We start from the raw sequence: 14,566 nt of genomic DNA, 5'->3' as shown, positions 1-14,566 counted from the left end.
TCCAATTTTATTTAGGAATTAAACAATTTTGTAAATTTATACAAGATCAAATCTTTTGAATAAATATCCTCAGCTAATCTTCTAGAACTTTTCCCTCTTTTTAATATATCTTCTTTGGGGGAGTTTATAATTTCATGTAGAACACTATTTATACTACAGGGATCACCTGCCTTAGCAAACCAACCATTTTCATATTGATCTATTACATATTTCAATTCTGTATCTTCATCTCCAATATAAAAAATAGCTTTACCTGAGGCTAGCAAATTATAGAACTTCGATGGTACTCCCATTCCATACATTCCAGGCGCTAAAGAAACCACACCAATATGGCATTGATTTAAAAAATCATTCTGCTCCTCTCTTGGTCGAGCCCCATGAAAAATAACATTACGTAACTGATTCACTTTGCAATAAGATTGTAAACTTTCCTTCATTGCTCCTTCTCCAATGAAGTTAAAATTAAAATCATCTTTAGAAACAGATTTAATACACTCTAATAACAAACTCAAACCTTGTAATCTCCCAATATTACCTGCGAATAAAAAGGACAGTTTACTTTCTTCAGTATAGGAATTATTATTTATGAAAGGATTCGGAATCAGATCTATTTCCGCCCAATTTTCAATTATACTTACCTTAACTTTTGGATACTTTCTTTGTAAATAATTACTCATATCTCTACCCAAAACAATAAATTCATTTACCTTAAGATAGGCACGCTTAAAAATAGTATTCAACAAATTAAAGATTACACTCCTCTTTTTAATTATGCCAGCAGGAACAAGATTATCAGGAAAAATATCATGAACCAATAATAAAACTTGCCATTTCTTAAATTGAGAAAAGAAACTTAAGATATACAATAATAAAATCGGATTTGTAACAATTAAGACTTTTGAGCCTGAAGAAATGTGTTTTAACATTAATCTCATTAGCCCTAGTGAGATTCTCAATTGTCCTATTAATCTGTTAAGAAGACCATTTTTATCATATCCTTTCCCTGTTATACGATAAATATTAATTTCACCATTCTTCCCTAATAAAGCTTTAGTACCTGCTACTATTCTATCATAGGACACAGGTCCTGCAATAACATTTACATTACAATTACTTGAGAGTTCTTTGGCAATCTCGGTCATTATGTAACCCGTAGAAGTGGTTTCCGGATAAAATAATTCAGAAACAACCCAAAGTGTTTTTTTTTCCTTAGTCATTCAAATCAACTCTATTTAGACCATACTACTCGGCTTACATAATCAGTATAAGACATGATGATTCTTACTATTTTATCAGAAACATTTGGCATAGAGTAATCATATACTGGTCTCAAATTTCGGTCCACACCTCTTTTCTGAGAATCTAATACTACCAATCCCTGCATGATTCTTTCCGGATTTAATCCAACCATCATTACCGATGCTTCTTCCATAGCTTCAGGGCGTTCATGCGCTTCTCGAATGTTCAAAGCTGGAAAGTTCATAATCGACGACTCTTCTGAGATAGTACCACTATCTGAAAGAACAGCCTTTGCTTTCATTTGCAAATGATTGTAATCATGAAAACCTAAAGGCTTCATCAATTGAATCAAAGGATTAAACTCAACCCCGGTTTCGTTAATTCTGTTGCGAGTACGTGGATGAGTAGTAACAATAACTGGTATATTATATTTCTCTGCTACCGCATTCAAACTTTTCACTAAGTTTAAGAAATTATCGGAGTTGATATTTTCTTCTCTGTGCGCGGAAACCAGGAAATACTCTCCCTCTTTTAATTCCAACCTTGATAAGACATCAGAACTCTCAATTTTTTCTTTATAAGCATGAACAACCTCATAAATCGGTGAACCAGTTTTAATCACCCTATCTGCCGATAATCCTTCTCGTAATAAATACTCCCTGGCAATAGAGCTATAGGTCAAGTTAATATCTGCCACATGATCCACAATCTTGCGATTGGTTTCTTCCGGAACACGTTGATCAAAACAACGGTTTCCAGCTTCCATATGGAAAATAGGAATTTTACGCTTCTTTGCAGCAATGGCACATAGGCAAGAGTTCGTATCTCCCAATACCAGGAAGGCATCCGGTTGAATCTCTTCCAAAACAGGATCAATATTCATCAAGATCTTACCTGCAGTCACTGTAGCATTCCCACCCGCAGCATTTAAAAAATAGTCAGGCTTTCTTAATCCAAGATCCTGGAAAAAGACTTCGTTTAACTCGTAGTCATAATTCTGACCTGTATGCACTAATATATGATCTATACTTTCAGTAGCATCCAACTTTAACAATACCCTTGACAAACGGATGATTTCAGGGCGTGTTCCTACTACTGTAACAACTTTTAATTTATTCATTTCAATTTTCTTTTTACAAAAACAATCAGGCTTTAAGACTCAATTACACTTCAAGATAAAAAGTGTCAGGCGATTCAGGATCAAATGGTTCATTCACCCACATTACGGTAACCATATCTTTTTCTCCCAAGTTCTCAATGTTGTGAGTATAACCAACAGGTATATCTACTACCTCCAATTTCTCACCAGAAACAAAATACTCATGTACTTTTTCTTCATCAATTTTTCTGAAACGGATCACACCTTTTCCACTTACCACTAAAAACTTCTCATTTTTGGTATGGTGCCAGTGATTTCCTTTTACGATTCCTGGTTTTGATATATTCACAGATACCTGTCCCCTGTCCTCACTTCTCAACATTTCCGTAAATGAACCACGATTATCCACATTCATTTTCAATGGATAAGAAAACTCTTCCGTAGGCAAATAGCTTAAATAAGTGGAATATAACTTTTTAGAAAAAGAATCGTTCATTTTGGCAACTGACAGATCATTACGACTATTCTTAAAAGAATAAAGCAAATCAACAATCTCTCCCAAACTGATTGGATGAGTCACAGGAACAGCACAAAACTCACCTTCTCTATTTTCATTCCCCTCCAGTGCATGAATTAATTCTCTAACCAAGTCATCGATATAAACCAGTGTCATTTGGTAAGATCTGTCCGATACTGTAATATCCAAATCATGGGCTATATTGTGACAAAAGGTTGCAACAGCTGAGTTGTAGTTGGGCTTACACCATTTTCCAAACACATTCGGGAATCGGTATACCATTACTTTCGCACCTGTTTCCTTAGCATATTGAAATATTACATCCTCCCCAGCCTTCTTGGACTTTCCATAGGCATTATCCAAAGTGGCCTGGGTTGAAGAAGATATCATGATTGGGCAAGTATTTTGATACTTCTTTAATGAATTCAACAATTTACCTGCGAAATCACAATTTCCTTCCATAAATTCGGATTCATTCTCCGGACGGTTGATACCTGCCAGGTTAAAAATGAATGTTGCCACCTTACAATATTGATCCAATGCTTTCTCATCTGTATCAATATCACATTCCAATATTTCAAAGTTGGGATCAAGTGTATAAGTTTTGTCCTTTCCTTCTTGTATATTTCTAAGCTGTGCTACTAAGTTTCTACCTATAAATCCTTTGGCTCCTGTTACTAATATCTTCATACCTTTAAATATTACATATTAACAGGTTCATCTTTTTCTTCCAATACATCCTCACGTATGAAATCCAATTTTAACAACAATTGTTTCATTCCTTCTACATCCAATGATTTGGTATTGTGGGAGTGATAATCCTCAATTTTAGACAATTCTTCATCACCTTCTTTGAAGTATTTGTCGTAGTTCAAATCTCTTGTGTCACAAGGTATTCTATAATAATCACCCATATCAATGGCTTTTGCCATCTCTTCACGAGTTACCAAAGTTTCATACAATTTCTCACCGTGACGAGTACCAATGGTTTTCACTTCTGTATCTGCCTGGTACAATTGTTTCAATGATTCCGCCAATACTGATAAAGTTGCTGCAGGAGCTTTTTGTACAAACAGATCACCATTTTCACCATTTTGGAATGCATAAATTACCAAATCAACAGCATCATCTAAAGTCATCATGAAACGAGTCATGTTAGGATCTGTAATGGTAATTGGGTTTCCTGCTTTGATTTGAGCTACCCACAATGGAATCACTGAACCTCTACTTGCCATTACATTACCATAGCGAGTACAGCAAATGGTAGTTTTTGCCTCTATTCCCAATGCTCTACCATGTGCGATGGCCACCTTCTCCATCATGGCCTTGCTAATCCCCATTGCATTGATTGGGTAGGCTGCTTTATCGGTTGATAAAACCACTACATTTTCGACTCCATGCGCAATTGCAGACTGTATAACATTATCAGTTCCATCCACATTGGTTTTAACTGCTTGCATTGGGAAAAATTCACAAGATGGAACCTGTTTCAAAGCAGCAGCAGCAAAAACGTAATCAACGCCAATCATTGCCAAATCCACAGAACGACGATCTCTTACATCACCAATGTAAAATTTCACCTTAGGGTTTTGCAATGAGTGACGCATGTCATCTTGCTTTTTCTCATCTCGGGAGAATATTCTAATTTCTTTAATATCTGAATTTAAAAAACGGTTTAATACGGCGTTGCCAAAAGAACCGGTACCACCCGTAATTAGGAGTGTTTTATTTTTAAACATCTTTATTATTATTAATAAGGTTTGAATAAACTTGATTCGTTGTTTCAATAAATAAACCACGATAATTTATTAATTGATTTGTGTTTTTACTTCTATAAGATTGTCTTTCCTCTTCTGTTAATGAACACAACCAGTTCATTTTCTCCGCTAAGCTAATAGCATTCTTGGATTCAAACTGAAAACTTAGAGGAATTAACGGATTACATTTAAACATTGGTATATCAGATGTAAGCAACAACGAATCTAAAGAAATAACACTAGATGGTATTCCACTATTGGTTCCTCTTTTGTAAGGTAAAATAACAACATCTAATTCTTCAATTAATTGCTTGTACCGTTCATCACTTAGAAATGATGGGATTACCTTAATTGATAAACCATTAAAAGTACTTAAATCATAGGCATCTGAAGTTGCAAAATTTCCTGCAATTATAAGCTCTACATTTTTGTCTGGCTTATAAAAGAGTCGCCAGGCATCGATTAAAACATCTAATCCCTTTTCATTTCGGATATGGCCTATCATACCAAACTTTATAACTCCATTACTTTTCTTCTTTAATGGATTATCGGTCCTCAAACTCATTACTGGAAAAGGATATTGAATAATGTTATCAGTTATCTGAAAGTGTTTTTGTAAATCATGCTTTGAGGATTCATTGTGTACAATTAAGAAATCTGCTAAATCAAAGAACATTTTTTTTCTTAGAATCTTCTTTTTTAATCCAAGTTCATCATCCGTACCGAAAGGGACTACATCATGACAAGTAATGAGAACTTTAGTTTTTGTGGTTACTTTAACTATTTTTAAAAATAGGTACTCTACAAAAAGGTCCGACGTTAGGTTATAGTTTAGAACAGAAACCTTATGGCTAATTAAATAAATATATGAGTATAATAAAGTAAATAACAACTCAAAATATCTAATTATTAATCGAATTTTTTTGTTCCTATACTTAAAAGGAGATGAAAGTTCGGAAAAGCGATAAAAACGCCTTTTTGCATCTCCGTATGATAGAGGGTAATAATAATTGACAACAAGTTCTTGATCAAAATTGGGTTGTAAGCCTAAAAATAACTCTCTTATATAACTACCGGCACTACCCGCTGAACCTGCGTAAATATGCAAAATATCTTTTTTTCTCATTTTTGTTCCCTATTTCTATAATTATGAAATTCTAATTACATTAATCTTCAAATTGTTAATTGAGAATTTCTCCGAATCGTTTAAAGAATTGATCATCGCCAAAATTATTTAGGCATTGTTCAGAAATATGCTTCCCATTATAAACTTTTCTTTGACAATATATTTTCTCAATAACATGAGTTAACGATTCATTAGAATTTTGTTCATATCCATACCCATTTTCACTTTCCAAAATTGCGTCATTATATATCGATAAATGAGTCGGACAAATTACAGGTATACCGGATAATAATGCATCAATTATTACCATAGGAAACCCCTCTGATAATGAAGTCATGATTATAGAAGTGTAACTAGGCATCTCACTAAATGGTGGAAATCTCAACCCAATCCAATTTATATTATCTTGTATTTCTAATTTTTCACATAAATCATATGCTCTTTCTTTTTCTGGTCCCTCTCCAACAATATCTAACTTCCAATTATCTAATTTTATTTTCGCCAACGATTCTAACAAAAAGCATAAGTTCTTCCTCTGGTCGATACGCCCAACAAAAATAAAGTGTGGCGAACTAGGAGATTCATTTAATGTAATTTGTGCTCTTTGATTTAATGGGGCAAAGGTAAGAAATCTTGCTGTTTCATCTATATAAGATAGTTGTTCACGAATCTGGCTACTAATGCATATCGCCCCATCAAAAGGCTTCACCATATACTTTACATATTTCCTTTTGAGGAAGTTATAAATATGATTAACCATTTTGTAACCTTGCGTTTTGGCATTGAAAACAGTATTCATAGGCCAATAATATATATGAGTATCAAAATGACTTTTTAACCTCCCTACAAATAATCCTAAAAGAGTATGAGTTATTAAAATATTTGAAGGTAAGTATTCTTTAATTTCCTTTTGCAAAATACGATTTACTTTACCGAAATTTGATATTACATTAAATATACTAATTTCATTTTCCTTTTTAAATACAGGGTAAAAGGAAATAGTAAACTCCTTGTTTTTGAACCAATTCCATTCTAAATAATCAGATAATGATATAACTTTAATTTCATATCCTTTGACGGACATTATCCTACTAAAGTTTGAAATTACCGTTTCAACACCTCCCCCTGGCAGCCATGCTGATATAATCAATATTTTCTTGTCTTTATTTATCATGAATCGATAGTATATTGTGTTTAGATTACTATTGTAATAATTTTAACCTACTTCAGATAGGCTAACAAATCATATCGCAATTTATTTCAGCTAAATTTTATAAATTATAAATAAGTATTACATATTATAAAAAGAAGTTAGTGATTCTTTAAAAGCCTGAACTTCACTATAAATATTCCAACGGCTGTCCACTTCACTGAAAGTATTTGTCCTTATTTCTTCACGTTTTACAGAATTTGTATTCTCAAGCCATTTTTGAATCACGTCAGCTAGATCTTCTACATCACCTTGCTTAAAGAAATCTCCGGTAAAATTTGGATTGATTGCCTCAAATTCAGGTCCTTGATAACTAAAATCTCCATGTGTTATTACAGGACAGCCAAAAGTCATTGCACTAATTGCTGTTAAGCCAACATTTCCAGGCGAAACGCATACATCCGCATTATAGAAAAGATTTCCCAAGATTGTATTATCGTAGCAAGGTCCATATAAATGCACATATTTTTCAAGTCCATTTAACTTCACAAGATCATTTAAATTAACTCCATCAATATCCTTTCCTACAACTAGGAAATTAAGGTATACGCCTTTAGCATTTAAAATCTTCATACTATCGATAATCATGTCCAGGCGCTTTTCTTTTGTTACTCTTCCGACAAAAATTAGTGTTGGAAAATCATTATTGAAATACCCTCTAAATATATCACTCTTTATTAGCGACTTACGAACATTCAAATCTTCATCTGTATCTAGAGAATTACCAACACTAATTATCTTATTTTTCTGTATCCCACATTCTGTCATTAATTTTTTGGCCCTTTCATTGTAAACAAAATTAATGTCACACAGCTTATAGTACCAGGTTTTAATCAGTTTCCTAAGTTTTTTTTCTCGTCCATAGATACCATGAGACCAAGAAGCAACATTTTTTCTACTAAATTTTGTCAGAAAAATCAGCATCCAATACGATAAGCAAAATGGGCCCCCCACAATATATAAATCATAAGGTTTATTAATTAGACTAACCGCATTTTTCAGCCAATAAAAATTACCCAATATAGAACGAGGTAGAAGAGAACCTTTATAATTGATTAATTGAGAATAATCATATGTTTTTATACCCTTTGAAGGATCATCTTCACATATATAGAAATCACAATCTAGTTCTTTTGCCATTATATTATATATTGGCAACCTATACATTGATCCCCCTCCAAAAATACAAATTTTCTTTTTTGTCATAAATCTTTTCAATTCATAAAATGCTGTACGCCTTTACTTCAAAGGCTAGTATCATCTTTCGTCTTGTTCACCTTGATATACCGCCAATTTTTTAAATTGTGATATTAAATCGGCCTGCCTTTGGATTATAAGATAATTATCAACTCTTTTTGATTCATCACTTATACATTGATAAAAACACTCAATAGATTTTTCAAAAGTATCATCTGATGATAAATCACGCGTCTCTATTTTCTGATTTTTCTTTAACGTATAGCTCGGAATAAAATTTGGAGGTGCTGTCAATATGCGGTTAGATGTTATTGTTCCATTACTTCCCCATATCTCAATTTCGCATTTGTAATCGTTATCCATACCAAATGCCAATTGTGCTGTGACACCTTGATGATTCACCATAGTTGCAGAACCAAAAATGTCTACTTCAAATTCATCTATGTAGTTAACCTGAGCGGTAGTAAGTTTAGCTGTTTGTCCTATCAAATATGTTGCATATTTAATTGTATAACCACCTGCATCAAGTAAAGCACCCCCACCTAATGATTTTATGTAACGAAAATCATTAGATGCCCTACGAGGAAATCCAAATGAGATTCTATATAGTCGGATGTCTCCAATCTCACCACTCTCAACAACTTCTTGGATTTCTCTCAATTGCCTATGAAAGATAAACATATAATTTTCATGGAGAGTTAATCCTTTTTCTTTTGCAATCTTGATTAAATCTGCTGTATCCTCAGCACATGTAGTAGAAGGTTTCTCCACAAAAACATGTTTACCATACTTTAATGCCATCTTGGCCCACTTGTAATGCAAAGCAGGTGGCAAAGGGATATAAATAGCATCAATTGATTCAGATTCTATTATTGATTTATAACTATTGAAGATTCTACCTCCATAAGTCTCAATGAAAGATTCTGCTTTTTCCTTTTCACTTCTTTGTTGCTCAGTAATCACATTATTGCTTATGCTATCCAAATTTCCGAACCACTCTTCTGGACTGGCTATCGCAATACCAACAAACTCAAATTTACTATTTGCCTTTTGCAATGCAGGCATGAACCTTCTAAAAGCTATCTCGGAAGGACAAATTATACCAATACGTATCATAATTAATAAAAACTAATAGCCGACAATAAACTGCGGGCTGCAATGTTCAAATAGTTATTGTATGTTACAAAAGAAAGCATTTGATTTAAGGTCATCCAGCAATAGTTTTCTTCAACATCTATTGGGAATTCATCTCCTACTTCTACTATCAAATTCAAGTTCTGCTCTTGGAAAAAGCGCCCTCCTTCCTCACTCTGATGTGTCGAATACCAGATATTTTCAGTCTTTGCCCCTAGGAAATATTCAAGATAAGGAATGCTATATTCGTTCTCACCTGTGCGATAATTTCCTGTTAGACATTGGACAGTCGGTGCCATTTCCACAATATCAAAATTCCCTGACTCCAACTTTGCCTGTACAAGAAAATGATAGATTCCGTTAATTTTTTTAACAAGAAATCCCATTACACCCTCTTGGGCCGAACGTACCATAGGCTGATCCCATGCAACAACTTCACGATTCCCAATCTGCACATTAACACCAATAATATCAAAATATTTATTGTCCTCATGATGAATAGTATCACCATCATAATTCCAACATGTCATTTCAGATATTCCAATTTTTGAAACTTCCAATTCATACTTGAATTTTAAAGCTGAAATCCATTGAATAATGTCCTGTGTATCGTGAAGATGATTAGTCGCGCTTAACACCGAATAAAGAAATGATTCTGATTTTGAGGAAAGCAATTTATTATGGTTTTGAAATACTGAAAGTAACCTTAAAGTAGATTCCGAATAGTTGCCAAATTTAATACAAGAGATCACTGTTCGAGTATCCATATTAATTATATTCGGATATCTCAACAATTCCTTTATCTGACCAAGGGTAACCCATATAAAATTCTCTTTTACTTCAATATCTGCATTCTCTGCAACTTCAATAATGATATTTCGGTTTCGCTTCTGAAGAAAACGAGCTCCCTGTTCTGACTGTAGTTGATCTACGAGTTTGGTAACTAGCATTTTTCCAGTAAAATACTCTAGGTAGTTTGGCGCTACACCATTATGAACCCTCGTATAATTACTTCTGGTTGCCTGTAGTGTTGGCGATAACTGAACAATATTCAAATTCCCAGGTTCAATTTTAGCTTGCATCAAGAAATGGACTACACCATTAAACTTCTTCACAATAAAGCCAAGGAATCCAATTTCCGGTTGATTTATGATAGGTTGATCCCATTCTGGAGTGATACCATAATTAGTTTTAATGTGAATTCCGTCAATACTATAGAATTTACCACTCTTATGACGTATTCTATCATCCTTATATGTCCAATCCTTCAGTTTAGAAATAGGTATCTGCGTAATTTCACTATTCACTCTTTCATTCTGGTGCTTCATCCACGCTAAAATGTCTGAAGTAGAAATGAAACAACCATGATGAAGAGCTGATACCAAAAAATCAAATTGAGTATCTTCTACGTTACGTGTTTTCATATAACATCTTAATTATAAATCTTTTGCAAAATCAAATAACTTTTTATATGGAGGCATCTTTATCAATGATTGTATTTTACTATCATCAAAATATGTATGACCACTCTCAATTCTCAAGTCACTGTCAGGCCAAGGTACTGCCTCCACTTCTTGATTGAACTTATTAGCAATTGTAACAGCCGCATCCTTTAAAGAAAGGGTTTCCCCCCCAATATTATAAATCCGACCGTCTGATTTTTCGACGAAACCTCCTTTTACAATTTGATAGCACACATCTTCTATATGTGTAAACGTACGCTTTATCTCTCCACCCCCATATAGAGATATATTATTACCGGCTTTTACTTGTTTAATAAAGAAGCCAATAGTACCAAACGAATAATCTGTAGAAATTAAATTGCCATAAGGAACACATAAACGAAATACAGTATAAGGAATTCCAAAACTATTTCTGTATGCATCAAGTAAACCTTCACAAGCTAACTTATTAACAGCGTAGACTGTTTTGGTTTCTTTGGTATCTTCTTCTTTCAGAGGATTGTCACTGCCTTTATAAACTAATCTAGTCGATGGAAATATAATCTTTGGGCGATAAGGTGAGTTTCGAATGGTATCCAATAGATTTAGCAAACCCAACTCGTTTATTTCAATAAATTTCTCGTAATCGGTAAATCCTGCGTGTGTACCAGTTAGTCCCGAAAACAGAAAAAGATAATCCATATCCAAATTAATCTTTGAAATAGACTCTTTGGACGTTAAATCAATTTTGATATATCCAGGAGAATCGACAATATCGTATAGTTCAACATTAATTCCTAGATTTTTCATATAGAAACTAAGATGTTTGCCAATATATCCCGATGCTCCAATTATTGCACATTTCTTCATAAGTGGATTTATTATAGTTCTGTTCATTTTTTTTTAATCTAATTTTTATCGTACTTAAGATTTACAAACAAAATTGTTAGTATTATAAGAATAACCCCTTCCGATAAAAGAAATGAAAAAAAGGATGTGTTCAATAAAGCCACCATCGGTATTAAAAATAATATGCACAAAAAATTTCTATTCTCCGCTGTTGCCAGGCTATTAATTAAAATAAGAAATAATAAAAATAAAAAACTTACAATCGCAACTCCTGCCACCCCCATGGCGGTGACGCCATCCATTGCCCAAAAAATTGCATTAGCATTCATACCTCCTTCCGTTACAACTTTACCAATAGGTTGACCTGCATAAGGATTAGAATTAGTAATTGCATTAATAATATTGACATGACTAAAATAAGTATGTGGATTATCTTGGAAAAAAGGAAGGTAGTAACCAGAGAAAAGACAACCACCAATTGTAATCGTTCGCATTAAGAAAACAGCAGCTAATACATAAACTAATTCATTTTCCAAGTTGCACAATAAGAAAAGGCTAATTAGTCCCAAACTGATCGATAAGATACTTAACAAGTTTATATTCATTTTATCTTGCCATAAGAAGAATTTATAAAAACTAAACAATATAATAGGTGCTAAAAAATCTGCTTTCGCTCCAAAAATACTATAGAGAAATAAAAAAGAAAGTGCACCAAAAAGAATAAACCTTTTATCCTTTCTGAATAAACCATATACAAAAATTAATGGGAAAATATAACTAGCTGACCATGAGTTAATGTACCCCATAAACGCATTTCCAATTTCAGCATTTTCTGCGCGAAGCTGATAAACAGATGTAAAATCAACTATCCTCATATTATTGTGGTATATTGCAAGTTGCATCACTAAAGTTATTAGAGCAAAAATCCAAATGATTTTAATTGAAATTTTCCTTCTTGGATGCTTTATTTTTATTTTAATCCTATCAGAATAAAAATACAGACTCATAGTAATACATAAAACCATCCAATATTCAATAACATGATAATTATTGTCTTCTTTAAAATTAAACAATAAGCTTAATACAATAGGAACATATCCAAAATAATATAAAATCAATGATAGCCAAGAGGATACATTCCGAATACCTCTGTAAAATACAATTGGGATTAGAGCAATAGAATATCCAATAAAATCATAGAAAAATGAATGAGGTACATCAAAATAGAAATAGGCATGCCAAACAGTTACACAATAGTATTTCCATACATATGAAAAGGTAAATATATATAGGGCTCCAAATAAAATGTTTTTAAATGTGCCATTGCCGCAAAATAATATTCTTAAAAAACTATTCATGAATTAATATCTAGATTGCCGGATTAATACTGAAGTAACTATAATCTAATAAATTAGTATCCCGGAATAAATTATTCTTATCAACAATAACACATAACATATTAACATGCTCCCCATAAAGTACTTAGAAACTTCTCTCAATCGTAAGTTAGTAATCTTTAAAATCTTATGATATATTATAAATTGCACAAGCGCATATAAAATTGAATACACAAACAAGACTAAATTAATTTTATCAAAATATACTGCAGAAATGATTAATGCTCCAATAGCCAAAATAAAATTAAGCAAATTCAATTTAAATCGTATCTCTTGTCTATCAAGGGTTTTAAAAGCTGGAAGAAGTGACTGAGCAAGTATAACAGGGACTGAAAAAACTGACATAATAATAGCCATACTTCCTGCAGGAATCCATTTATTACCTAAAATAAAAACAAGAAGCTTATCGCCTCCAAAAGTTAGAAATAGAATGGGTAATAAGGAAATAGGAAATGTTATTTTCGCAACTTTTCTAGTAATTAATGAAACCGCTTCAGGATCACATAAATTTTCTGATAATTCACGATAATAAACACTACCCATTGCAGAACCAAATACAGTTATTGGCAATAAAATGAATTGAATTACCATAGAAAAATAACCTATTTCATCTTTGCCAAAATAATTTGACAATATTATTATAGTAAGATTTAGCACCGCAAATTCTATAAATCTTGCTGGGGCCTCATAAAGAGGAAATTTCTTATATTTCTTAGCAAGTAATTTAATTTTTGCTATTTTGATACTGCTAGTTGAATAATTCTGTATATAACTTCGCAGAGGAAAAACAAAATAAATTGTAGCGATAAACTGAGAAATTATATTACCAACAATTAAACCATATGAAACAAAAGGAAACTTACCAAGAAAAACCCTTATTGCAGCTTGAGATGTACCATTTATCACATTTGATACAGACATTGCTCCATATTTCTTAGTCCTATTGGCGATACTATTAAAAATATTATAGGAAGCAGTAATAAACAACATGGATGTGAGGAGAGGAATACTATGAAAATTAACAAAAAAAGGAATTCCCATCATCTTACCAAGAGTAAATACAAGACCAACTATTATCGTAATAGATAATGAAATAGTTAGGCATAGCACGATCAAATCAGGTATCTCTTTATCATCATTTGACTTTACGATGGTATTTTCATAAGATAAAAAAATAAAGGAATTCACAATATAAAGCACACTAGAAAATATACCCCATACACCATAATCTTCAGGAGAATATAACCTTGAAAGAATTGGAGTAATAAGAAATGGTATTAGCATTAATATCATACTACTCGATGATAATTTCAAAGTATTTTTAATTAATGGAGATTCAAAAATTGTTTTTGTTTTTGCAAGCATTTTACTGTCTGTAATGGTTGTAAGCTAATAACCCATTATTTTCCAAATTTATGAAGCAACATCAATAATTTGGGATTCTAAAATAGAGCATAGCGTTAAAATCAGTTTTTTAGATTCGTTAAGAGACTGTATATCCTGACACTCATACTTCTTTAATTGAATCTATATGTCCAATCTAAAGAAGTATGAGTGTCAGGAATATTAATTAAATAAATTCTAATTGTAACTCAATTT

General features: G+C 32.6%; 12 protein-coding genes. All 12 read right to left on the bottom strand.

Annotated elements, in window-relative coordinates; genetic code table 11:
* Positions 1-11 precede the first annotated feature (11 nt).
* Positions 12-1,217 carry a glycosyltransferase family 4 protein gene (locus tag ACKPCA_RS02935; protein WP_321281290.1) on the bottom strand — a complete coding sequence of 402 codons (1,206 nt, stop codon included), beginning with the start codon at positions 1,215-1,217 and terminating at the stop codon, positions 12-14.
* An 11-nt stretch (positions 1,218-1,228) separates the two neighbouring features.
* Positions 1,229-2,359 carry a non-hydrolyzing UDP-N-acetylglucosamine 2-epimerase gene (gene wecB, locus ACKPCA_RS02930; protein WP_321281289.1) on the bottom strand — a complete coding sequence of 377 codons (1,131 nt, stop codon included), beginning with the start codon at positions 2,357-2,359 and terminating at the stop codon, positions 1,229-1,231.
* A gap of 43 nt (positions 2,360-2,402) precedes the next feature.
* Positions 2,403-3,545 (bottom strand): capsular polysaccharide biosynthesis protein CapF, encoded by a 1,143-nt coding sequence (locus ACKPCA_RS02925; protein ID WP_321281288.1) that lies wholly within the window; start codon positions 3,543-3,545, stop codon positions 2,403-2,405.
* A gap of 11 nt (positions 3,546-3,556) precedes the next feature.
* Positions 3,557-4,594: a polysaccharide biosynthesis protein gene (locus ACKPCA_RS02920; protein WP_321281287.1), complete on the bottom strand. Its 1,038-nt coding sequence runs from the start codon at positions 4,592-4,594 to the stop codon at positions 3,557-3,559.
* Positions 4,587-5,738, bottom strand: a complete 1,152-nt coding sequence (locus ACKPCA_RS02915; RefSeq protein WP_321281286.1) for a glycosyltransferase — start codon at positions 5,736-5,738, stop codon at positions 4,587-4,589. Before ACKPCA_RS02915 ends, ACKPCA_RS02920 begins: the two co-directional genes overlap by 8 nt.
* Positions 5,739-5,793: 55 nt before the next feature.
* A complete protein-coding gene (locus tag ACKPCA_RS02910; protein WP_321281285.1) occupies positions 5,794-6,912 on the bottom strand; it encodes a glycosyltransferase in 1,119 nt (372 codons plus the stop codon).
* 117 nt (positions 6,913-7,029) lie between these two features.
* A complete protein-coding gene (locus ACKPCA_RS02905; protein WP_321281284.1) occupies positions 7,030-8,088 on the bottom strand; it encodes a glycosyltransferase in 1,059 nt (352 codons plus the stop codon).
* A gap of 117 nt (positions 8,089-8,205) precedes the next feature.
* Positions 8,206-9,261: a Gfo/Idh/MocA family protein gene (locus tag ACKPCA_RS02900; protein ID WP_321281283.1), complete on the bottom strand. Its 1,056-nt coding sequence runs from the start codon at positions 9,259-9,261 to the stop codon at positions 8,206-8,208.
* Positions 9,262-9,263: 2 nt separating this feature from the next.
* Entirely contained in the window at positions 9,264-10,703 is a 1,440-nt protein-coding gene (locus ACKPCA_RS02895) for an NDP-hexose 2,3-dehydratase family protein (RefSeq protein WP_321281280.1), read from the bottom strand.
* Between the two features lie 12 nt (positions 10,704-10,715).
* Positions 10,716-11,618 (bottom strand): NAD-dependent epimerase/dehydratase family protein, encoded by a 903-nt coding sequence (locus tag ACKPCA_RS02890; protein WP_321281279.1) that lies wholly within the window; start codon positions 11,616-11,618, stop codon positions 10,716-10,718.
* 11 nt (positions 11,619-11,629) lie between these two features.
* Entirely contained in the window at positions 11,630-12,928 is a 1,299-nt protein-coding gene (locus tag ACKPCA_RS02885; RefSeq protein WP_321281278.1) for a hypothetical protein, read from the bottom strand.
* 45 nt (positions 12,929-12,973) lie between these two features.
* Complete coding sequence (locus ACKPCA_RS02880; RefSeq protein ID WP_321281277.1) at positions 12,974-14,332, bottom strand: oligosaccharide flippase family protein; 1,359 nt, start codon at positions 14,330-14,332, stop codon at positions 12,974-12,976.
* Positions 14,333-14,566: the final 234 nt, after the last annotated feature.

Origin of the sequence: Marinifilum fragile, from assembly GCF_963677365.1 — a bacterium.
In the GTDB taxonomy this organism is placed as follows: domain Bacteria; phylum Bacteroidota; class Bacteroidia; order Bacteroidales; family Marinifilaceae; genus Marinifilum; species Marinifilum fragile.
This window is presented reverse-complemented; position numbering and strand designations above follow the sequence as displayed.